The 22,379-nt window shown below is 65.3% G+C and carries 19 protein-coding genes; 9 read left to right on the top strand and 10 right to left on the bottom strand.

The features are described 5' to 3' along the window. Positions 1-8: 8 nt before the first annotated feature. Both BraRD5C2_RS08675 and BraRD5C2_RS08670 read right to left on the bottom strand, forming a co-directional pair. Positions 9-239 carry a hypothetical protein gene (locus tag BraRD5C2_RS08675; protein WP_223967868.1) on the bottom strand — a complete coding sequence of 77 codons (231 nt, stop codon included), beginning with the start codon at positions 237-239 and terminating at the stop codon, positions 9-11. Between the two features lie 196 nt (positions 240-435). Further along, the gene (locus BraRD5C2_RS08670) at positions 436-870 is read right to left on the bottom strand and encodes a hypothetical protein (protein ID WP_223967867.1); all 435 of its coding nucleotides are present in this window, start codon (positions 868-870) and stop codon (positions 436-438) included. A gap of 151 nt (positions 871-1,021) precedes the next feature. On the opposite strand from BraRD5C2_RS08670, the gene BraRD5C2_RS08665 reads away from it, so the two are divergent. Then, on the top strand, positions 1,022-1,897 hold the full coding sequence (locus BraRD5C2_RS08665) for a DUF6502 family protein (protein ID WP_223967866.1): 876 nt from the start codon (positions 1,022-1,024) through the stop codon (positions 1,895-1,897). Beyond that, a complete protein-coding gene (locus tag BraRD5C2_RS08660) occupies positions 1,894-3,153 on the top strand; it encodes a DUF5666 domain-containing protein (protein ID WP_223967865.1) in 1,260 nt (419 codons plus the stop codon). Before BraRD5C2_RS08665 ends, BraRD5C2_RS08660 begins: the two co-directional genes overlap by 4 nt. A 70-nt stretch (positions 3,154-3,223) precedes the next feature. Here BraRD5C2_RS08660 and BraRD5C2_RS08655 read toward each other — a convergent pair whose 3' ends face one another. Beyond that, positions 3,224-4,567, bottom strand: a complete 1,344-nt coding sequence (locus BraRD5C2_RS08655; RefSeq protein ID WP_223967864.1) for a M23 family metallopeptidase — start codon at positions 4,565-4,567, stop codon at positions 3,224-3,226. Positions 4,568-4,666: 99 nt separating this feature from the next. Further along, positions 4,667-5,380 (bottom strand): peroxiredoxin, encoded by a 714-nt coding sequence (locus BraRD5C2_RS08650; protein ID WP_223967863.1) that lies wholly within the window; start codon positions 5,378-5,380, stop codon positions 4,667-4,669. A gap of 228 nt (positions 5,381-5,608) precedes the next feature. Between BraRD5C2_RS08650 and BraRD5C2_RS08645 the strand changes: the two genes are divergently transcribed. Then, entirely contained in the window at positions 5,609-9,316 is a 3,708-nt protein-coding gene (locus BraRD5C2_RS08645; protein ID WP_223967862.1) for a DUF3971 domain-containing protein, read from the top strand. A 223-nt stretch (positions 9,317-9,539) separates the two neighbouring features. Beyond that, positions 9,540-11,294, top strand: coding sequence for a hypothetical protein (locus BraRD5C2_RS08640; RefSeq protein WP_223967861.1), 1,755 nt, complete (start codon positions 9,540-9,542; stop codon positions 11,292-11,294). A 67-nt stretch (positions 11,295-11,361) separates the two neighbouring features. On the opposite strand, the gene BraRD5C2_RS08635 is transcribed toward BraRD5C2_RS08640, so the two are convergent. From BraRD5C2_RS08635 to tyrS, 5 genes are all read right to left on the bottom strand, one after another. Continuing rightward, a complete protein-coding gene (locus tag BraRD5C2_RS08635; protein WP_223967860.1) occupies positions 11,362-11,805 on the bottom strand; it encodes a cupin domain-containing protein in 444 nt (147 codons plus the stop codon). Between the two features lie 209 nt (positions 11,806-12,014). Then, positions 12,015-12,425 (bottom strand): ester cyclase, encoded by a 411-nt coding sequence (locus BraRD5C2_RS08630; protein ID WP_223967859.1) that lies wholly within the window; start codon positions 12,423-12,425, stop codon positions 12,015-12,017. Between the two features lie 148 nt (positions 12,426-12,573). Next, positions 12,574-13,377, bottom strand: a complete 804-nt coding sequence (locus tag BraRD5C2_RS08625; protein WP_223967858.1) for a helix-turn-helix domain-containing protein — start codon at positions 13,375-13,377, stop codon at positions 12,574-12,576. Between the two features lie 88 nt (positions 13,378-13,465). Beyond that, entirely contained in the window at positions 13,466-14,713 is a 1,248-nt protein-coding gene (locus BraRD5C2_RS08620) for an MFS transporter (protein ID WP_223967857.1), read from the bottom strand. A 56-nt stretch (positions 14,714-14,769) separates the two neighbouring features. Next, complete coding sequence (gene tyrS, locus BraRD5C2_RS08615) at positions 14,770-16,023, bottom strand: tyrosine--tRNA ligase (protein ID WP_223967856.1); 1,254 nt, start codon at positions 16,021-16,023, stop codon at positions 14,770-14,772. Positions 16,024-16,175: 152 nt separating this feature from the next. Here tyrS and BraRD5C2_RS08610 point away from each other — a divergent pair, with 152 nt between their 5' ends. The 3 genes from BraRD5C2_RS08610 (at position 16,176) to BraRD5C2_RS08600 (ending at position 18,374) form a co-directional block, all read left to right on the top strand. Next, entirely contained in the window at positions 16,176-17,279 is a 1,104-nt protein-coding gene (locus BraRD5C2_RS08610; protein WP_223967855.1) for an anhydro-N-acetylmuramic acid kinase, read from the top strand. A gap of 84 nt (positions 17,280-17,363) precedes the next feature. Further along, positions 17,364-18,041, top strand: coding sequence for a glutathione S-transferase family protein (locus tag BraRD5C2_RS08605; protein ID WP_223967854.1), 678 nt, complete (start codon positions 17,364-17,366; stop codon positions 18,039-18,041). Positions 18,042-18,044: 3 nt separating this feature from the next. Beyond that, entirely contained in the window at positions 18,045-18,374 is a 330-nt protein-coding gene (locus BraRD5C2_RS08600) for a DMT family transporter (protein WP_223967853.1), read from the top strand. Positions 18,375-18,476: 102 nt separating this feature from the next. On the opposite strand, the gene BraRD5C2_RS08595 is transcribed toward BraRD5C2_RS08600, so the two are convergent. Beyond that, positions 18,477-19,124, bottom strand: coding sequence for an alpha/beta hydrolase (locus tag BraRD5C2_RS08595; RefSeq protein WP_016843213.1), 648 nt, complete (start codon positions 19,122-19,124; stop codon positions 18,477-18,479). Positions 19,125-19,587: 463 nt separating this feature from the next. Between BraRD5C2_RS08595 and BraRD5C2_RS08590 the strand changes: the two genes are divergently transcribed. Together BraRD5C2_RS08590 and sufB are read left to right on the top strand one after the other, a co-directional pair. Continuing rightward, positions 19,588-20,745 (top strand): cysteine desulfurase family protein, encoded by a 1,158-nt coding sequence (locus tag BraRD5C2_RS08590; RefSeq protein ID WP_223967852.1) that lies wholly within the window; start codon positions 19,588-19,590, stop codon positions 20,743-20,745. 98 nt (positions 20,746-20,843) lie between these two features. Further along, positions 20,844-22,340, top strand: coding sequence for a Fe-S cluster assembly protein SufB (sufB, locus tag BraRD5C2_RS08585; RefSeq protein ID WP_223967851.1), 1,497 nt, complete (start codon positions 20,844-20,846; stop codon positions 22,338-22,340). Positions 22,341-22,379: the final 39 nt, after the last annotated feature.

The raw sequence follows: 22,379 nt of genomic DNA, 5'->3' as shown, positions 1-22,379 counted from the left end.
GATCCGGATCATGCGACGAACAGGGCGACGACGAACGGCAGCGCCAGCGCTGCCGCGAACACCAGCGAGCGGAGCAGCGCCGGAAACACCGGCTCGATCGGGCCGCAAGGCGCCTGCGGCGCGAAGCAAAAGGCTGCCTGCGGCTTGAAACGGAGTGTGGTGGCGGCGAACCGACCGGGTTCGCGATGTGAACCGGGTTCGCAAGACGAACCGGGTTCGTGGGCCGAACGAAGAGACATTGCGTCGGATTCCCTGTTGAATGGATTTCTGAGTACGTGGGAAAATTTCACACGTCAATGGCATCGGACTAAAATGTGGGATTATGTCCCACGTGTGGCGGTGGATAACTTTTTTGGCGGGAGGCATCGGCGCGCATGCCGGCGCGATCGCGCCGTGACGGCGCGAGGCGAGCAGGTCGGGAGTGCTAGCGAGGTGTCAGGCCGGCTCGGCCGGGCTGCCCGTCGTCGATGGCTGCAACTGGCGGCGGATGGCGGGGATGTCGAAATGGATCCGCTCGGGCAGCATCGCGGCCGCGGGCCGCTGCAAATCCTGCTCGATGACGACGCGCTTGCCGCCGTCCGATGTCAGCGCGATCGAGATCGAGTTCGCGCGCGGCTCGGCGGTGAGGCCGGCATGCGCGCGGCAGGCATATTCGCCGGCGCGCAAGCCGCCGAAGCCGAAGGCGAGCAGGCGGCCATAGATGTACAGCGCCAGCAGGTCGGTCTCGCCGAAGCGGCGCGGCGAACCGGGCGCCACGCCCGGCAGGCAGGGATAGCCGCCCGCCATCACCGTCGACACGAACTCGTCGTAGGGAACCTGGGCGATCCGGCAGGCTTCCGCGATCGCAAGGTCGAATCGGGCAGGCGTCATGGAGCGGTCCGTAGGGATATCGGCGCCCCGCAGGCCGCGCCGTGTCCGGAGGTTACTTTTGTTTCCCATAAGTGGGAAAATGTCACACGTCAAGCGAGGTGGGCGAAACGGTGGGATTGTGTCCCACGCGGCGGGCGGCTAAAAGTTAGGCATGAATGCCAAGCCCCCGAAGCCGAAGCCGGGATCGGCTGCGCCGATCACTGCCGCGAAGCTGCACTCGCCACTGGCGCGAATGCTGCGCCCGCTGGTGCGGCTTTGCGTGCGCGGCGGCATGACATTTCCAGCGCTGACCCAGCTGTTGCGCGAGCTCTATGTCAACGTCGCCGAACACGACTTCGCGCTCGAGGGCAAGGAGCAGACCGACAGCCGCGTCAGCCTGCTGACCGGCATCCACCGCAAGGAGGTCGCGCGGTTGCGCGGAGCGGGCGCGCCGGTCAATGCGGTGCCGGCGACATTGTCGCGCACCAGCGCGATCATCGCGCGCTGGCTGGCCGCGCCCGAATTCACCGACACGAAGGGCGATCCGCTGCCGTTGCCGCGCACCGCCGATGGCGGCGCGCCGTCGTTCGAGACGCTGGTCGAATCGATCACCAAGGACGTGCGGCCGCGCGCCGTGCTCGACGAATGGCTCGACCGCAAGCTCGTCACCATCAATGACGACGATGAGATCATGCTGGTCGAGGAGGCCTTCGTCCCGCATGGCGACGACGACCGCAAATGGCATTATCTCGGCCGCAACCTGCACGACCATGTCGCGGCCGCCGAGATGAACGTATCCTCGGCGACACCGCGCTTCCTCGAACGCGCGGTGCATTACGACGGGCTGTCGGCCAAACTGGCCAAGCGGCTCGAGGGCCGTTCGCGCGAGCTCGCAATGGAGGCGCTGAAGGTCGCCAACCGCGAGGCCAACCGCGCCTTGGCCAAGGACAAGGGCGGCGACTACCGCTGGAATTTCGGCATCTACATCTATCGCGAGGGCCCCGACGGCCCGGTCGATGACGATGCCGACGAAGGCGGTGCGGCATGAAAGGCCCGCCTGTCATTTCTCGCCGCGCGCTGCTGATCGGCTTCTGGCTCGCCGGAACGTCGCTCGCGGGCGCGCAAGTCAAGAAGCGCGGCAACGATCAGGGCATCGGCGGCACCGGGATCACCGGCTCCGACCAGGGCATCGGTGGCACCGGCATTGTCGGCGTGATCCAGCGGTTCGGCTCGATCTACGTCAACGGTGAGCGCGTCGCCTATGCGGCCGACGTGCCAGTCCGGATCGACGGCGAGGCGGCGAACGCCAAGGCGCTGCGGATCGGGCAGCTCGCGCGCGTGGTGGCGGAGCGCGATGCCGGCGGCTCGCTGTCGACCAAGCGGATCGACGTGGCGAGCGAAGTGACCGGGCCGGTCGAGCAGATGAAATCGGGCGAGCTGACGGTGCTCGGCCAGAAGGTCGCCTGGAGCGGCCGCGACAGCTGGCTGAAGGTCGGCGCGCATGTCGCCGTGTTCGGGCTGCGCCGCACCGACGGTGTGGTCGTCGCAAGCCTGGTGCAGGAGCGCCATGACGCTGCGATGCGTGTCGCGGGACCGCTCGAGCGCGACCGCGCGGGTAGCTTGCGCATCGGCGAGCTCAAGCTCAGCGGCGTCGATGCGGCTTTGGCCGGTCAGCGCGTGCAGGCCGAGGGCCATGTCACGCAGGGCGTGATGCAGGTCTCGCGCAGCCGCGCCGACGACTTCTCCGACCTCACCGGCGCCAAGCGGCTGTTGATCGAGGCCTATGTGCGGCGGGTCGGCAATGACCTGCAGCTCGGCTCCGGCTTCGTCGCGCGCGATCATTCGCGCTTTTCGCCGGCGGCCGATACGCGCGTGGTCGTCAATGCGCAGCTGTCGGGGACGCGCGAGCTGCGCGTCGAGTCGGTGCAATCGGTCACCAAATTCCCGGGCTCGTCGGTGCGGAGCCCCGGCACGCCGGGCCGCGGCTCCGGCGGCGGTGGCTCCGGGCCGGGACATGGATCCGGACCGGGCGGGCGCGGCGCGCCTGGTGGTGGCCCCGGTGGTAGCGGCCCAAGTGGCAGCCCTGGCGGGCCGTCCGGTGCGCCCGGCGGCGGGCCGCCGGGTGGTGGCGGTCCTGCACCTGATCCCCTGAATGGCGGAACGACCGGCCCGGGTCCGGGCGGCTTCGGCTCGCCCGGCGGACCATTCAGCCCCGGTGGTGGCGGCGGTGGCCCATTCGGGCCCGGCGGCGGATTCGGTGGCGGCGGGCCGCCCGGCGGCATGGGCGGCGGTGGCCGCCGCTAATCCGGCAAGACAAAACCGGCGCAGGCTTGGGCCAGCGCCGGTTTCAGAACGTGCCGCGTGATTGGAGGCTTTAGCCTGCGCTGAGCCGGACGCCGGCGCGGAGGAATTTCTGCGGATCGACCGCTTCGCCGTCGATGCGGGTTTCGTAGTGCAGATGCGGGCCGGTGGAACGTCCGGTCGAGCCGACAGCGCCGATCACCTGGCCGATCTTGACGGACTCACCGACCTTGACGCCGATCTCGGAGAGATGGCCGTAGCGGGTCGACAGGCCATTGCCGTGATCGACCTCGACCATGCGGCCGTAACCGCCGGCCCAGCCCGCCGACACCACCTTGCCATTGGCAGTGACGCGTACCGGATCGCCCTGCGCGGCGCGGAAGTCGAGCCCGGTGTGCATCGCCGGACGGCCGAGGAAGGGATCGGAGCGAACGCCGAAGCCGCTGGTGAATTCGACCTCGCCGACCACGGGTTTGCGGTAAGGCACCAGCGCCAGCGTCTGGTTCAGGCGCTGCATCTGCGCGCGGTTGATGTTGATGCGGTAGAGCTGGCGCTCGAACGCGCCGGCATCTGGCGCGAGCTTTACCGGCACATAGGGGCCGCCCATGCCGGAGCGGGGCGTCGCGGCTTCGAGCTGCGCCATGTTGAGGCCGAGATCGGAGATCACGCCGCGCATCCGGCGCACCCGCGATTCGATGCCGTCCTCGACCGAGGAGAGCGCGGCGACCTGGCGCCGCTCGACCTGGTCGAGCGAAGTCTGCAGGCGGACCAGGACATTGTCGACGCCCTGGGCCTTGGCGAACTGGTTCGGCTGCGCCTTGGCGATCAGCGGCGCGCGTGATTCCAGCCGCGCCTCGCGATCCGGCGGCGCCACGAAGATCACGGTGTCGCTGATCGGGGAGGGCTTTGGCGTGCCGGATGACGGCGCGGCGTCGGCGCGGCCCTGCGGCTTGATCGATCCTGTAGTGGTCGCATCGGGCATTGCGCCGAGCGCGGTGGCGCGCGATTCCAGCGCCGACTGCCGCTTCATGATCTGGTCGAGCTTCTGGTCGAACTGCTCCTGGTCGAGCAGCTGGCGGCTGGTGGTGCGGTCGACCTTGGAGCGCAGCTCCGAGATGCGGTCCTCATAGGCGTATTGCATCTCGGCCTGGCGTGCGATCAGCCGGGTCAGGACGTCGTCACGGAACGCGAAATAGGTCGCAGTCGCCGCCGACCACATGCCGAGCAGGACCACGGTGCCGACCGCGATCCAGAACACCACCGGTCCGAACCGGACCTGCTTGCCGGCATGGACCAGCGTATAGCCCTCGCCGGAAGCCGCCACCGCTGCTTGCTGCGCGACCGGACGGCGTGCCGGCGTCCGGCCATGGTCCTGAGGATGATGGTGTTTCTGGTGATGACCGGACCGGCTCGACATCGGTACTCCCGCGGCCGGTCGGACCAAGCTCCGTACGGCTAATTTGCGGGGCCGATTTGAGCTCGCCATGGTTAATTTTCAGGAAACGGAACCCTTCCGTCAGAGCGATCGGGCGGCCTCCAATACCGCTTCCGCATGGCCGTCGACCTTCACGTGGCGCCAGATGCGGGCAACTTTTCCGCCGGAATCGACCAGAACCGTGGTGCGAATAATTCCCATGAAGGTCCTGCCATACATGGATTTTTCGCCCCAGGCGCCATACGCCTCCAGCATCTGATGGGCGGGATCCGAGGCCAGCGGCACCGACAGCTGGTGTTTGTTTCGAAATGACTCCTGCGCCTTAACCGTATCGGCGGAAATGCCGACCACTTCGGCCCCTGCAGCCGCGAACTCGTTCTTGAGCCGGGTGAAGTCGATCGCCTCCCTTGTGCAGCCGGGGGTGTCGGCGCGGGGGTAGAAGAACAGCACCAGCTTCTTGCCGGCAAAATCCCTCAGTGAAACGCTGCCTCCGCCGTCGCGCGGCAGGTCGAAGCCGGGCGCCGCGGCGCCCTCAGTGAGTGTGACGGCGGACGACTTGGTCACGCTCGCGGCCGCCTTCGGCTTTAACGGTTTCGATGCGGCCTTGTGCGACGCTTTGCTTGGAACACCCGCTGCGCTCTTGGTCTTTGCGGTTTTGGCCGCTGCCTTCTTCGCAACCATTGTGCGGGTTTTCGTCGCGGACTTCCCAGTGCTTGCGCCTGCGGCGCGCGCAACTTTTGTTGCGACCCGCTTTCCGGTTGTGTTGGAGGATTTCTTGCGCGTTTTCTTGGACATACGCCTTCCTTTCGTCGCTTTCCGAAGATCAACCATTGGGGTATTGCGGGTCTCATTCGCGGCGGCCGGATTCGCATCGTCCGCTGGGCAAGTTTGATGGCCACGGAGTATGGTGACAAGGAATTCGACGCATTACCCGTCCGCTTGCTGAATTGGCTTTCGATTGATTGGTTTGGTCCGTTCCGAGGGCCATCGGCGAGTAACATGATTAGGCGAGGATAGGCGGCGATGCCGGCAAGGGAGCGCTCGATAACAGTCGACGGGCGCCCCGATGGCGGCGATCAGCTTCGCCGTCAGCACCGAGAGGCAATGGCAAGGAACACGTCGCCGCAAGGTCCAAATTCGCGCGCCGGGACTGACTTCTCGCAATGGGAAGACGACGGCGCGTGGGACGAGCAGGATGAGGCGGCGGGCAACCGTGCGCGGCAATTGCTGTCGCGTTCCAACACCAACCTGCATCGTTTCACCGATTTCTGCTCCGGCATGCAGCGCTGGCTGAAGCGCGAACGCTGGATCCGTCGCATCGGACTGGTCCTCGTCGTGCTGGTCGTGCTGTTCGCGACCTGCTTCGGCGCATTGTGGTGGCGGCTCGGCGCCGGTCCGATCAATCTCGATTTGGCGACGCCATGGCTGGCGGCGGCGATAGAGGAGAATATCGGCCACGGCAACACGGTCGAGGTCGGCGGGACGCAGATCGAGCGCGCCGGCCGCGTCAGGATCGCGGTGCGCATCCGTGACATCATCGTCCGCGACCGCGACCATGCGGTCGTCGCCAGCGCGCCGAAAGCCGAAGTGCGCTTGTCCGGAACGGCCTTGCTGATGGGCCAGTTGCGGGCGGAGAGCCTCAATCTGGTCGATGCGGAACTGTCGGTGCGCATCACGCCGGACGGCAATGTCACCGTGTCCGCCGGCGACACCGCAAAACCGCTCGCCACCGGCGTTGCATCCAAGCGCGAGGCGGGGTTGCCGCCGACATTCCCGCGGCCGTCGACCGCTGCACCGCCGCCGCCGGTTGCCTTGCCTCCGGTTGCCTCCGGGCCCTCGGCCACCGCACCCGATTCGGCCCAGAGCGGGCTGCTCGCCGGCCTCGACTGGCTCGACAGCCTCAGCCTGACCGGTCTCGACGGTCAGAACCTCAACGAGATCGGCCTGAAGAACGGCAATCTCGTCGTCGACGACCAGCAGCGCGGCAACAAATGGAGCTTTGAGAATATCAGCCTGAGCCTGCGGCGCCCGAGCGGCGGCGGGGTTGCGCTCAGCTTCGGCGAAGACGGCGCAAAGCCCTGGTCGGTGCGCGTGCTGATTGGACCGCAGCAGAACGGCGTGCGCTCGGTCGACATCAAGGCAGACAAGGTTTCGACGCGGAACATCCTGCTCGCGATGAGGACCAAGGATCTCACCTACACCGCCGACCTGCCGCTGTCGGGCGAGATGAAGGGCGAGCTCGGCCGCGACGGCCTGCCGACCTATTTCCGCGGCAAGCTCAATGTCGGCGCCGGCAACATCATCGACACCGACACGCCCGACTACCCGATGCCGGTCGATTCGGCCGAGATGAGCGTCGAATGGGATTCAGGCCGCCGCGTGCTGCTGGCGCCGATCAAGATCGTCTCGGGCGCCAACCGCATCACGCTGCTCGGCCATCTCGAGCCGCCGAACGACAACGTCACCGACTGGCAGGCGGGCCTGTCCGGCGGCACCATCGTGCTCGCCGGCGCCGACAAGGACGAACCGCCGCTGATCTTCAATCGCATCAACATCGGTTTCCGGTTCGACACCGAGAAGAAGCGGGTGCTGCTGACCCAGGCCGATATCAGCAATGGCGAGATCGGGGTCGCTGGCACCGGCAGCATCGACTATTCGGGCGAGCCGCGGTTGCAGCTCGGCTTTGCCGGCACCCCGATGTCGGCCTCGGCCCTGAAGCGGATGTGGCCGATCATCATCGTACCCGAGGTGCGCGAATGGGTGCTCGAGCGGATCGACCGCGGCACGCTCCAGCGCATCGATGTCGGCGTCAACTCGCCGGTGCACAATCTGTCGCGCAAGGGACCGCCGATCCCGGATGACGGCCTCTCGGTCAACATCGTCGCTTCGGGTGTCACGGTGCGTCCGGTGGACAAGATGCCTGCGGTGCATGATGCGGATCTGAAGGCCAGGGTGACCGGCCGCACCGCGACCGTGACCATCAACCAGGGCATCGCCGACACGCCGGCAGGCCGCAAGATCACGCTGTCGGATTTCAGCTTCGAGGTGCCGGACATGGCCCCGAAGCCGTCGCCGTCGAAGGTCAAGTTCCGGGTCGACTGTCCGGTGCCGGCTGCCGCCGAAATCCTCGCATCCGACCGGCTCAGCGATCTCTCCGGTCCACCGATCGATCCCAATGCCAGCAAGGGCAACGTCACAGCCACGATCAATCTCGGCATGCCGGTGACGGGCGGGCTGACCAAGGCCGACACGCAATATTCCGTCACCGCCGACATCTCCGGCGTTGCCGTCGACAAGCTGGTGATGAACCAGAAGCTCGAGGCCAACACACTGAAGGTGATTGCGAGCAACGCCGGCTTCCAGGTCAAGGGCGACGTCAAGATCAACGGACAGGCGGCCTCGCTCGATTACCGCAAGCCGGCTGATGGCGATGCCGACGTCAAGCTGCAGGCGACGCTCGACGACGCGAGCCGCGCTCGGCTCGGGCTTGATCTCGGCCCCGCAGTGTCAGGCGCGATCCCGATCAAGCTGAGCGGCAAGATCGGCAGCGGCGACAATCCCACCACCAAGATGGGTGTCGAGGCCGACCTGACCCAGCTCAAGCTCGACAACATTTTGCCCGGATGGGTCAAGGCGCAGGGCAGGGGCGGCAAGGCGACCTTCAACGTGGTGCCGAAGGGGCAGTCGACGCGGTTCGAGGATATCTCGATCGAAGGCAGCGGCGTCTCGATCAAGGGCGCGCTCGAGGTCGACCAGAACGGCGACCTCATGAATGCGAACTTCCCGACCTATGCGCCGTCGGACGGCGACAAGACATCGCTGCGGGCCGATCGCGGTCCCGACGGCGTGATCAAGGTGACGATGCGCGGCGACGTGTTCGATGGCCGCGGATTCCTGAAATCGGCGATCTCAGGCCGCGACAGCGATCCCAAGAGCAAGGCCAAGACCACCGATTTCGATGTCGATCTGAAGCTCGGCGCGGTGGCCGGTTTCAACGGCGAGGCGCTGCGCGCTGTCGACGCCAAGATCTCGCGCCGCAACGGGTTCTTCAAGGCGTTCACGCTGAGCGGCAAGGTCGGCGGCCAAGCCACTCCCGTCAGCGTCGATATGCGCGGCCGCCAGCAGGGCCGCGAGGTGATCTATTTGCAGACCGGCGATGCCGGCGCGTTCCTGCGCTTCATCGACACCTATTCGAAGGTGGTCGGCGGCCAGCTCACGCTGGCGATGGAGCCGCCGATCCCCGAGCCCAGCCCGAGGGAAGGACTCATCAATATCACCGGCTTCTCGGTGAAGGGCGAAACCCAGCTCGACCGCGCCGTCGCCGGCGGGCCGGTCAGCACCCAGAACGGCATCGGATTCGACGCGTTGCGCGCCGAGTTCACACGCCAGAGCGGCCAGCTTTCGATCCGCAACGGCGTGGTCAAGGGACCGAGCATCGGCGCGACCATCGAAGGCAGCATCGATTATGTCGGCAACCAGGTGCGGATGAACGGCACCTTCATTCCGATGTACGGCTTGAACAACATGTTCGGCCAGATCCCGTTCTTCGGGATTTTCCTCGGCGCCGGCAGCAATGAAGGCCTGATCGGCGTGACCTATGAAGTGGTCGGCACGCCCAACCAACCGGTGCTGCGCGTCAACCCGATCTCGGCGCTGGCGCCGGGCCTGACGCGCAAGATCTTCGAGTTCAAGCAGTACGGGCCGAACGATCTGCCGACGACCAACAATTAGCGCGTCGGTTCATTCCCTCGGCTTCAGCCGACGGCCCGGACGAGATCGCCGGACCTAGCTGACCGGATCATCCATCGTGACGAGTGAGATGCCGCAGTGGACATGCGGTCGATTGTCGCACGCCCGTAACAGTCCGCCCGCAGATTGCGCGCGCCGACCGCCGACATCGCGGGCGGTTATGCGCCCTCGTTTTCTGAGAAAATCTTACATTGGGAGAAAAGCAATGATCGCCAAAGGATTGCGCCCGCCTGTGGGGCTTCCGCTGTCTCGGCCGGTTTTTGCGTTGACGCTGCTCGCCTCCACGGCGCTGGCCAGCAGTCTTGCGCACGCCGACGGCGACGACGTTCATTTCCGGCCGGGTCATCTGTTGTTGAGCCGTGCGGTGTTCGTCAACAACGCCGTCACCATCACGCCCGGCGTGACCCAGTTGCCGCCGAATTGCGTGTCGCCCAATTGCGTGACCGCCACGGCGGACGGCACTTATCCGACCGTGTTCAACAACGACGGCGTCGACGGCTCGTTCGGCCTGACCGCGAAGATCCTGCTCGACGAACTGCGTCTCGACGGCAGACATGTGCAGTCGCTCGAGGTGCCGAACAGCGCCCAGCGCGGCGTGTCCCAAACCAAGGACCAGATGGTCACCAGCTTCTCGTCAAAATCCGAGCTGGCGCTCAATCTGTCGCTCGATCATCGCAGCGTGACCTTCATGGGCTATCTCGCTCCGATCGGCGCCATCGACGTGTCGAACTCCAACACCCCTGACGTCATCGATCCGACCAATCCGGTGCCCGGCACCTACTATCGCCTGGTCGCCGAAGTCGATGAGAACGGTCGCTTCCACTTCACCAAGGTGAACGGCAATAGCGGCAACAACGGCCGCGCTGCGGTGTTCAACGATCGGCATGGCGCGGGCGTGTTCTACACCGCCGGCAATGCGGGCAATGGCGGCAACCCGCAGCCCGCCGGGGTCATCACGGGCGCCGGCATGCAGATCGCGCGAGAGGCCGACGCGCCGCTCGCTCGCCAGGCGGATCCGGGCGGACCTTTCCCGCTCGGCAGCTTCAACATCACGGAGCTCGGCCAGAAGGCCGACAAGATCGGCAAGGACACCAATTTCCGTGGCCTCACCGTGTTCAACAACGTGATCTACACGACCAAGGGCAGCGGCGGTAACGGTATCAACACCGTCTACTTCATCGACACCACCGGCAACGCCGCTAACGGCAGCCCGAAGGCGTGCCCGAACGGCGTCGGCGTGCCGGCTCCGTCTGCATCGCTGCCGACGACGCAGATCTTCTACGACGGTTCGAAGTTGGCGACGCAGGGCGTCACGCCCTACAACATGTGCGTTCTGAGCGGTTTCCCGACTGCGCTCAAGAGCACAACCTCGTTCCCGTTCGGCATCTGGTTCGCCGACGCGAACACACTCTACGTCGCCGACGAGGGCAACGGCACCGCGACATTCGACCCGGCATCGAACAGCTATCCCGCTGCCAAGGCGCAGACATCAGCCGGATTGCAGAAGTGGGTGTTCGACAGCACTGCGGGTGCGTGGAAGCAGGCCTACACTTTGCAGGCGGGACTTGACCTCGGTGTGCCCTACACGGTGCAGGGTTATCCGACCGGCAACAACGCCGCGACCGGCAAGCCGTGGTCGCCGGCGACCGACGGCCTGCGCAACATCACCGGCCGCGTCAATCGCGACGGCAGCGTGTCGATCTGGGCGATCACCTCCACGGTGAGCGGCAGCGGCGACCAGGGAGCCGATCCGAACAAGCTCGTGATGATCACCGACAAGCTTTCCGCGGCCACGCTGCCGGCCAACGAGCGTTTTGTCACGCTGCGGACCGCGAACTCCGGCGAGGCGCTGCGCGGCGTGTCGTTCACGCCGGGCACCGGCGATGGCCGTGAAGAGGCCCATGACCGCGGCTCCTGCGGCCGCGACCACCGCGGCGACGATTGCCGCGACATCGACTGAGCGAAAGACGTCGTAGCCTTCGGCCTCTCCCCATGTGCCTGTGGGAGGGGCCGTCTACCATGCCAAATCATTGCGGCGCGGGCGAAGGCCCTCCCGGAAAGCGAATCCCGAAGCGCTGGATCAGGCCGGGGACGCTGCCCATGTCCATGTCGAGCGCATAGCGCGCGCAGAGCGCCGCCAGCCGCTCTGGATCAGGCGGACCGTTACTCAACTCGGCCTCGAGCTCTCGGAAATAGTTCTCGAAGCCGGCCGGCGAAGTGATCTCCAATATGCGGGTGGGCGTGTCCCCGGCATTCCAGAACGTGTGCCACTGCTCGCGCGGCTTGAAGATCAGGTCTCCCGGATTGCCGATCACGACGGTGTCGCCGAGCATCGCCCCGATGCGGCCCTCGAGGACGAAACTGTATTCGTCCTCGCGATGATGCCGGTGCATGGGCGCCGCCAAGGCGCGCGGCTGCATCGGATGTTCGACAACGGCGAAGCGCTTGCCGGCATCGTCCCCGTCGATCATGAAGCGGGCGCTGGTGCCGCCGAGAATTGCGAGATGACCATCATGCGGGCCGAGTGTTCGCGGCGATGCCATGGTGTCCTTCCTTGAGTGCTCCGGATTGCTCGGCATATCCGCGGCTCTGGTGGTTGGGCCGGCGGCGGCGCCCGCGATGCCGGCTGTGATGATGCCAAGCTGGCGGCGCGTTGTTCTCATCGCCGTCCGGTCCCCCGCTAGGGCCGGCCTTGCGGCGGAGGCGGCAGCGCTCCGATCTGATGAAGCAGCGCAAACCGGTCGGGTACGCCCCAGTGCTCGACGAGCTTGCCGTCGGCAAATCGGCAGATATCCATGACATCGATGGAAACAGGTTTTCCAGAGCGCGGGTCGACGCCCGTTGCCCTACTTCGCGCCCACACCGTATCGCGCGTTTCCACGATCGCCTCGATCGTGAGCTTCAAGTCCTTGATGCTGCGCCGCGCGTCCTCGATTTGCCCTTTCAGGATTTGTGGGCCGGGAATATCAGTTTTCGACAGATACTCATGCTCGATCAGCGTCTCGGCGCAAACTTCGTCGGCGACTGTCAGGTCGCCGCGAGAAAAGCCGCGCTCGACGATGGCCTTGAAGCGCTCCAGGTTGGTCGACATGTTCATTGCTCCAGCTCTCGGGCCGGCGACCGCGATGCCAATCGCAACGACGCCGAGTTGCGCCGCGTCATTCTCGTTGCCATGCTGGCCTCCCGCGAAGGCAGACCTTGCCGGAAGCGCTGGCGAAAGCGCTTGTAAATTTTGGTCATCAGCCGGGGGAAAAGACATTGTCCCAATCGCCGATGAGGCTGCTTGGCGGCAGGCCGGCGAAAGTGTGGCATTCGCGGATGAAATGGGCCTGATCGAAATAGCCGAGTTCGTGGACAATGTCGGTCCAGGACCGGCTTGGGGCATCACGGCGGGCGACCAGCGCCCTGTCGAACCGGATCGTTCGCGCAAACAGCTTTGGCGTCATTCCGACCTGCATCGCAAAGCGACGCTGGAACTGGCTGGCGCTGAGGCCGGAATTTGCAACGAGGTCCTCGATCCGTGTACAGCCCCGGACGGCGATCATCCAGCGCGAGGCGGCGGCGATCGCGCAGTCGGGGCCGCGCTTCTCGAGCATCGCCTCGACCCAGCGTTCGACCGCGGCGACGCGCAGATCGAAGTTAGGCGCCATGCGCACGGCATCGCCTAGCGACGTGGCGGAATTGCCGAGAACATCGGAGGCCGCAGGGTCATGGTTGACCAGGGTGGTCATGTCGATCCCAACCAATCGGTTCAGGCCGGTCGGTTGAAACAGGATGTTGAAGACATGGACCGAGCCAGACAGGCAAACATGCGCGCGACGATAGGTCTGCGGTCCGACCACGCCCACATCCGGCGTCGTGCTGACCTGGCCGCCGTCGATGCGCACGCGATATGGTTCAGCCAGATGGATATCCAGGATCTGATGCGGCCGGGCGGCGACGGGCCAGGCCAGAACGGCGCCTCCCAAGTCCACGCGCCGTTCCTCGAACGAGCGCAGGACGCCGCGAAGTCGGGGATGGGGTAGCGCCCGCTTGATATCCATTGAGGACCTCGGCGGCGGAAGCCTAGATCGACCTGGGACTTGCGACAATATCTGTCTTGTCGGCGCAGTTGCTGCGCCGAACGGAGCGCTAGCGCCGCAGCGCCGGCACCACCAGGAACGGGATCAGGCCGAGCACCACGTTGACGAGCGCGAAGGCGATCAGCGGATTGTAGCTGTGGGTCCAGTCGTGGAGCAGGCCGCCGCCCCAGGAGCCGAGCGCCGAGCCGAGGCCGCTGCCGATCATGATGGTTCCGTAGATCGTGCCGACGCGCTCGCCGCGGAAGATTTTCAGCGCGGTCGCGGTGATCAGTGGGCCGCGCGAGCCGATCATGCTGCCGAAGCAGATTACAAAGCCGGTCAGCAGCCAGTAGTTCGGATACCACTGCAACAGCCAGAGCAGGATGATGCCGAGGATCGACACGCCGTAGCTGAACAGCACGCTGGGACGGCGGCCGATGATGCCATCGAGCGTGGACACGCCGAGCATGCCGACGAACAGCGCGACGCCGGAGAAGCCCCAGGCGGTCGCCGCCTGGAGCGGCGGGAAGCCGACATCGATCAGGTAGGCGACGATCTGCGCCGTCAGCGCATACATCGCGACCGCCGTGAAGAAGAAGGTGGAGAACAGCGCCCAGAAGGCGTGGTGGCGCATCGCGGCCAGCAGCGTCCAGCCTTCTTCGGCGAGGCCGGCTTGCGCCTTCCTGACGATGTGCGGCGATCCGCCGGCGAGCAGCCGCCACGGCAGGAAGACGAGCGGGACAAGCAGGCAGAGCGCACTGACGCCGAACACCTGATAGGCCTCGCGCCAGCCGATCCGGTCGATCAGCACCTGTGACAGCGGCAGCAGAACGAGGAGGCCGGCGCCAGTCGCCGAATACATCACGGCCATCGCGGTTGGCAGCCTTGGTCCGAACCAGCGGCCGAGCAGGATCGAGTTCGAGACGTTGCCGATCAGCGCGGTGCCGAAGCCGACGCAGAGGCCGACGCTGAGCTGGAATTGCCAAAGCTGCTGCGCGTGTGACGCAATGAGGAATGCGCAACCGAGCAGCGACAGGCCGAGCGCATAGACCACGCGCGGACCCGAGCGATCGAACAGGCGTCCGACTAGGGGCGCGGTGAGGCCGCTGGCGAGCCAGGTCAGCGAATAGACCGACACGACCGAGGCGCGGTCCCAGCCGAAATTTTCCGAGATCGGTTTGAGAAAGACCGTGAAGCTGTCGCTAAGGCCGCGTCCGAGCACCGACAGCACGAAGCAGAGCGCAAGCACGTTGAGTGCGACGCGCGACTGTTTCGCCGGCGTTGCAAGCGTGTCGTTCGGCGGCGTGTTCTGGTCCATCGAAAAGGAGGGAGCGCGCTTTCGGCACCCCCTGCAACCGACAAATGCGAATGCGCCTATGCAGGCTTCAGCAGGACGTGGCGCTTCTTGCCGAGCGACAATTTGACCACGCCTTCCGGCGTCAGATTGGCCGGCGTCAGCAGCATCTTCTCATCGGTGACCGCAACATCGTTGACGCGCAGGCCGCCGCCCTTGATCTGCCGGCGTGCTTCGCCGTTGGAAGCGACGAGCTCGGCCTTGACGAAGGCAGCGAGCACGCCGACGCCGGCCTCGAATTCGCCGCGCGGAATTTCCACCGTCGGCAAGGTTTCCGCCAGCGCACCTTCCTCGAAGGTGCGGCGCGCGGTCTCGGCAGCCTCGTTCGCCGCATCGCGGCCATGGAGCAGGGCGGTTGCCTCGGTCGCCAGCACCTTCTTGGCTTCGTTGATCTCGCTGCCACCGAGCGCTGCAAGCTTGTTGATCTCGCTCATCGGCAGGATCGTGAACAGCTTGAGGAACTTGACGACGTCGGCATCCTCCACGTTGCGCCAGTACTGCCAGAAGTCATACGGCGAGAACTGGTCGGCGTTGAGCCACACCGCGCCCTTGGCGGTCTTGCCCATCTTGTCGCCGGAGGCGGTGGTCAGCAGCGGCGTGGTCAGCGCGTACAGTTGCGGCGAGCCCATGCGGCGGCCGAGATCGACGCCGTTGACGATATTGCCCCACTGGTCGGAGCCGCCCATCTGCAGCCGGCAGCCGGCGCGGCGCGACAGCTCGACGAAGTCGTAGGCCTGGCAGACCATGTAGTTGAATTCGATGAAGCTCATCTCCTGCTCGCGCTCGAGCCGGAGCCGCACCGAGTCCATCGTCAGCATGCGGTTGACCGAGAAGTGCCGGCCGATGTCGCGCAGCATCTCGATCCAGTTCAATTTGGTCAGCCACTCGGCGTTGTCGAGCATGATGGCGTCGGAAGGCCCGTCGCCATAGCGCAGCACCTTGGCGAACACGCCGCGGATGCTCGCCTTGTTGGATTCAATCTCCGCGACGGTGCGCATCGCGCGCGTCTCGTCCTTGCCGGAGGGGTCGCCGACCATCGTGGTGCCGCCGCCCATCAATGTTATCGGCTTGTTGCCGCTCTGTTGCAGCCAGTACAGCATCATCATGGTGAGGAAGTTGCCGATGTGCAGCGACGGCGCGGTGCAGTCGTAGCCGACATAGGCAGTCGCCTCGCCCTTGGCGGCGAGCGCGTCGAGGCCCTCGAAATCGGAGCACTGGTGGACGAAGCCGCGTTCCTGTAGAGTGTTCAGGAAATCCGATTTAAATGCAGTCATTTGTCGGCGAGCCAGATCATTCTTGTTTTACGGTTTTTGCATCTATTTGCGGAACCTTGACGCTTGAGGCTGCCGCAGGCGGACGCGCAGTGGCATTATAGGATGTACTTGTTTGAGACAAGCCGGGGGTTCCCGGCTGGGGCGCTTCCAAGATGATGTTAACGGCACTCGGTCTGATGAGCGGGACCTCGCTCGACGGGGTCGACGTGGCACTGATCGAGACCGATGGCCGCCAGATCAAGGCCTTCGGACCTACCGGCTATCGACCCTATACCGACAGCGAGCGCAGCCTGCTGCGCCAGGCGCTGACCGAGGCCGTTCATCTGTCGCGGCGCGATGCCCGGCCGGGAATCCTGCGGCAGGCCGAGCAGACCGTCACGACAGCCCATGCCGAGGCGGTCGCCAGTTTCACGGCGCAGACCCGGATCTCCGCCCAGGACATCGACATCGTCGGGTTCCATGGCCAGACCGTGCTGCACCGCCCGGAGCGGAAGTTGACGGTGCAGATCGGCGATGCCCTGGCGCTCGCCAAAGCGATCCACATCCCGGTGATGCATGATTTCCGTGCCGCCGACGTCGAGGCCGGCGGGCAGGGCGCGCCGCTCGTGCCGGTCTATCATCGGGCGCTGGCGCAATCGCTGAACCGCGAGGGGCCGATCGTCGTGGTCAATATCGGCGGCGTCTCCAACATCACATATATCGACGGTGCCGATACGTTGATCGCCTGCGACACCGGGCCCGGGAACGCGCTGCTCGACGATTTCATGTTCCGCCAGATGCATCAGCCGTTCGACACCGCCGGCAAGTTCGCCGCGCTGGGCAAACCGGACGAAGCCTGGATCGCTCAGGCGCTCAAGCTGCCGTTCTTCTCGGTTCCGCCGCCGAAATCGCTCGACCGCAACCACTTTGCCGGCCTGAAGCTCGGTGCCGTGGCGCCGGCCGATGGCGCGGCGACGCTGACCGCTTTCACGGCGGCTGCGATCGCCCGCGTGGTGCCGCTGCTGCCGAAACGCCCGAAGAGCTGGATCATCTGCGGCGGCGGCGCCTCCAACCTCACGATGATGCGGATGCTGCGCGAGCGCCTGGCGCCGGCAATCGTCGAGCCCGCCGAGGCGCTCGGCTGGGCGGCGGATGCGATCGAGGCGCAGGCCTTCGGCTTCCTTGCCGCGCGCGGCATGAGGGGGCTGCCGCTGAGCTACCCCGCCACCACGGGGGTGCCGATCCCGATGACCGGGGGCATCATCGCGCGACCGTGATTTAGATGCAAATGCATCTACCTTGACAGTTCCATGCCACTGCATTTAATTCGATGCAGTTGCATTGAACGCGAGGTTTCGTCCATGGCCGCCCTGAAGCTGATCAGCCACAAGCTCTGCCCCTATGTGCAACGCGCGGTAATCGCGCTGCATGAGAAGGGTGTGCCGTTCGAGCGGATCGACATCGATCTCGCCAACAAGCCGGACTGGTTCCTGAAGATCTCGCCGCTCGGCAAGGTGCCGGTGCTGGTCGTGACCGGCGACGACGGCAGAGAGGTCGCGCTGTTCGAGAGCAACGTGATCTGCGAGTACATCGAGGAGACGCAAGGCGGCGCCAAGCTGCATCTGCAGGATGCGCTCACCCGCGCCGAGCATCGCGCCTGGATGGAGTTCGGCTCGGCCGTTCTCGGCGACCTGTGGGGGCTCGAGACCGCAACCGATGCCGCGACCTTCGAGAGCAAGCGGCAGGCGGTCACCGCAAAATTCGCGCGCGTCGAGGCTGCGCTCGGCGCGGGTCCATTCTTCGCTGGCGACAGGTTCAGCCTGGTGGATGCGGTGTTCGCGCCGGTCTTCCGCTATTTCGATCTGTTCGATCAGCTGACCGATCTGGCAGTTTTCGCCCACACGCCAAAGCTTCGGGCGTGGCGCAGTGCGCTGGCGCAGCGGCCAAGCGTGCGCAGCGCCGTTTCGCCTGAATATCCCGCGCTGCTGCACGCGTTCCTGGTCGGGCACCGCGCACACATGCTGAAGCTTGCCGCCTAAGCCATGTCGCACTCCATTGCCTGGATCGCGCTGGTCGTCGCCGGTCTTCTCGACGTCGGCTGGGCCATCTCGATGAAATATGCCGAGGGCTATACGCGCCTCGGCTGGACGCTGGTCTCGCTGGTGCTGCTCGCCGCGTTCGTGTTCCTGCTCGGGCGCGCGTTGCAGGTGCTCGGCGTCGGCGTCGCCTACACGGTATGGACCGGCATCGGCGCGGTCGGCACGCTGACCATGGGCGTGCTGTTGTTCAACGAAGCCGTGAACCCGATGAAGGTGGCCGGGATCGCGCTGGTGCTGGTCGGCATCGCCGCGCTGAAATTCGCGCCGGAGTGAGTCTGCAGGGACCGTAGCCCGGATGAGCGAAGCGATATCCGGGGTCTGCGCCGTTGCGACCCGCATGTCGCTTCGCTCATGCGGGCTACAAGGTCGGTGGCGTCAGCGCACGTTGGCGAGGCGCATGTCGAGATAGCCGGTCACCGTTTCCATCAGCGGCTCGAGCTTGCCGTCGAAGAAATGGTTGGCGCCGGGGATGACCTGCTGGTCGATCACGATGCCCTTCTGCGTCTTCAGCTTCTCGACCAGCGTGTTGACGTCCTTGGGCGGCACCACGGCATCCTTGTCGCCGTGCACGATCAGGCCCGACGACGGGCAGGGCGCGAGGAACGAGAAGTCGTAGAGATTAGCGGGCGGCGCGATCGAGATGAAGCCCTCGACCTCCGGACGGCGCATCAAAAGCTGCATGCCGATCCATGCGCCGAACGAGAAGCCGGCGACCCAGCAGGCGCGCGCCTCGGGATTGATCGCCTGCGCCCAGTCGAGCGCGCTCGCGGCATCGGACAACTCGCCGGTGCCGTGATCGAACGAGCCCTGGCTGCGGCCGACGCCACGGAAGTTGAAGCGCAGCACCGAGAAGCCGCGATGCGCGAACGCGTAGTAGCACTGGTAGACGATCTGGTGGTTCATCGTGCCGTGGAACTGCGGATGCGGATGCAGGATCATCGCAATCGGCGCGTTCTTCTGCTTGGCCGGATGGTAGCGGCCCTCGAGACGGCCAGCAGGGCCGGTGAAAATGACTTCAGGCATTGTGTTCCCTTGATTGACGCGTTCCCTTGATTGACGTCGATCAATCAACCGGTTGGAGCCATCTTCGGCGACGGGCGCGAGTAGAGCGGCTCATGATGAAATCGGGCGCAGGCACCGCCGGGCGGCACGCTGGAAGGCCTTCTAGCATGACGCAAGGGGCAAAAATCAAGGAAATTGTGCCGCTTGGCGCAGGCTAATCCGCGCCGTGACGCGCGCGTAGCCGGCGCGTCGGCGGCGATCCGGATCGACGCGTCGATTTGTTCGCTGGCTACCTGAAGTTTTGATTTGTCATATTGCTATCGCGCTCGGTGCGCAGGCCGACATCTTGCCTGGCAACACGACGAGACTCCCGGCGAGCGTGAAAAATCTCTCGCGCCAGTGACTCTGATCTGGTCTCGCTGCCCGACTGTCGTTATGTCGCAGTGGAAGGCCGCAACCATGGTGGTTGCCGCGGACAAGCTCGATGGCCGATCGCGTCTATCTCGACTGGAATGCCACCACGCCGCTTCGCCAGGAGGCGAAGGCGGCGATGGCTTCTGCATGGGAATTGAGCGGCAACCCGTCCTCGGTGCACAGCGAGGGACGCCGCGCGCGCCGGCTGGTTGAGGATGCCCGCAATGCGGTGGCCACGGCGGTCGGCGGCCGGCCGCAGGACGTCGTGTTTCTCTCCGGCGGGACCGAAGCCAATGCGCTCGCATTGACGCCGGGATTGCGCCGCGGTGCGGGCGCTCCGATCGGGCGGCTGCTGGTGTCCGCGATCGAGCACGCGTCCGTCCTTGCGGGCGGGCGGTTCGCGCGTGAGGCGACCCTCGCGATCAATGTCACGCGCGCCGGGGTCATCGATCTCAACCATCTGCGCGCGCTGCTGGCCGACGGTCCACCCGCTTTGGTCTCGGTGATGCTAGCGAACAACGAGACCGGCGCCATTCAGCCGGTGGCTGACGTCGCCGAGATCGTCCACGCAGCCGGTGGCCTGCTGCACGTCGATGCGATCCAGGCGTTCGGAAAGATCTCGTTCGATCTCGCCTCGACCCAGGCCGATCTCGTGACGCTGTCGGCGCACAAGATCGGTGGACCGAAGGGCGCAGGCGCACTGGTGCTCGCCGAAGGCGTTGAAGGACTGGAGGCGTTCCTGCGCGGCGGCGGGCAGGAGCTCGGGCGGCGGGCAGGGACTGAGAACGTCGCTGGGATCGCAGGCTTTGGCGCGTCCGCGAAGGCCGCGATGGTGGCGCTGAAGGCCGACGCCGCCCGCGTCAGGGGATTGCGTGACAGGCTCGAGCACGGGCTCCGGCAGACGCCGGACATGCTGATCTTCTCCGATGACGTGAAGCGGTTGCCGAATACCGTCTTGTTCACCGCGCCCGGCATGAAGGCCGAGACGGCGGTTATCGGATTCGACCTGGCCGGGGTCGCGGTGTCCTCCGGTTCCGCCTGCTCGTCGGGCAAGGTCCAGCCGTCTCACGTGTTGGAGGCAATGGGATACCGTTCAGAGGTGTCCCAGGGAGCGGTGCGGCTCAGTCTTGGCTGGTCTACCACGGAGACAGACGTGGATTTCACCCTCAAGGCTTGGCGAAAGCTCGCCGATACCCTAGTTAAGGGGGAACGACGAAACACAGCTTGAACTGTTCTAAGCCAGTGATTTCGTGTTCAAAGCATCGTAAGTGATTTTTCTGAACTAGAGATCCACCGCGGTCCTTGAAACCGCGAGCGGAGGATTGAATGCCTGCTGTACAAGAGACGGTCGAGCGCGTCCGGCGCATCGACGTCGACCAGTATCGATATGGGTTTGAGACTCAGATCGAGTCCGACAAGGCCCCGAAGGGGCTGTCGGAAGATACCGTCCGCTTCATCTCCGCAAAGAAGAATGAACCGGCCTGGATGCTGGAATGGCGCCTCGAGGCGTATCGCCGCTGGCTGACCATGACCGAGCCGACCTGGGCGCGCGTCGACTATCCGAAGATCGATTACCAGGACATCTACTATTACTCGGCGCCGAAGCCGAAGAAGACGCTGTCCTCGATCGACGAGATCGATCCGGAAATCCTCAAGACCTATGAGAAGCTCGGCATTCCGCTGCGTGAGGTCGCGATCCTCGAGGGCGTCGAGCCGCCGCCCGGTGGACCGCCGTCGCCGAGCCGCAAGATCGCGGTCGATGCCGTGTTCGACTCGGTTTCGGTCGCGACCACCTTCCAGAAGGAGCTGAAGGCTGCCGGCGTGATCTTCATGCCGATCTCGGAGGCGATCCGCGAGCATCCGGAGCTCGTGCAGAAATATCTCGGCACCGTGGTGCCGACCTCGGACAACTACTTCGCGACGCTGAACTCGGCGGTGTTCTCCGACGGCTCGTTCGTCTACGTGCCGCCGGGCGTGCGCTGCCCGATGGAGCTGTCGACCTATTTCCGCATCAACGAGCGTAACACCGGCCAGTTCGAGCGCACGCTGATCATCGCCGACAAGGGCTCCTACGTTTCCTATCTCGAAGGCTGCACCGCGCCGCAGCGCGACGAGAACCAGTTGCACGCCGCCGTGGTCGAGCTCGTCACGCTCGATGACGCGGAGATCAAGTATTCGACGGTGCAGAACTGGTACCCCGGCAATTCCGAGGGCAAGGGCGGCATCTACAATTTCGTCACCAAGCGAGGCGACTGCCGCGGCAAGAACTCCAAGATCTCCTGGACCCAGGTCGAGACGGGATCTGCGATCACCTGGAAGTATCCGAGCTGCATCCTGCGCGGCGACAATTCGAGCGGCGAGTTTTACTCGATCGCGATCTCGAACGGCTACCAGCAGGTCGATAGCGGCACCAAGATGATCCACCTCGGCAAGAACACGTCGAGCCGGATCATCTCCAAGGGCATCGCCGCCGGCAGGTCGCAGAACACCTATCGCGGTCTCGTCAGCGCGCATCGCAAAGCCACCGGCGCGCGCAACTACACCGCCTGCGACTCGCTCCTGATCGGCGACAAATGCGGTGCGCACACCGTGCCCTATGTTGAGGCCAAGAACTCCTCGGCTACGTTCGAGCACGAAGCGACGACGTCGAAGATTTCCGAGGACGTGCTGTTCTACTGCATCCAGCGCGGGCTCTCGCAGGAAGAAGCCGTCGGCCTCGTCGTCAACGGCTTCGTGAAGGACGTGCTGCAGCAACTGCCGATGGAGTTCGCGGTGGAAGCGCAGAAGCTGATCTCGATCAGCCTTGAAGGTTCGGTTGGCTAATCCATCCCGCTAACGGCGCGGCCGACGCGCCTTGCGGAT

It is taken from the genome of Bradyrhizobium sp. RD5-C2, assembly GCF_019972155.1.
GTDB lineage: Bacteria > Pseudomonadota > Alphaproteobacteria > Rhizobiales > Xanthobacteraceae > Bradyrhizobium.
This window is presented reverse-complemented; position numbering and strand designations above follow the sequence as displayed.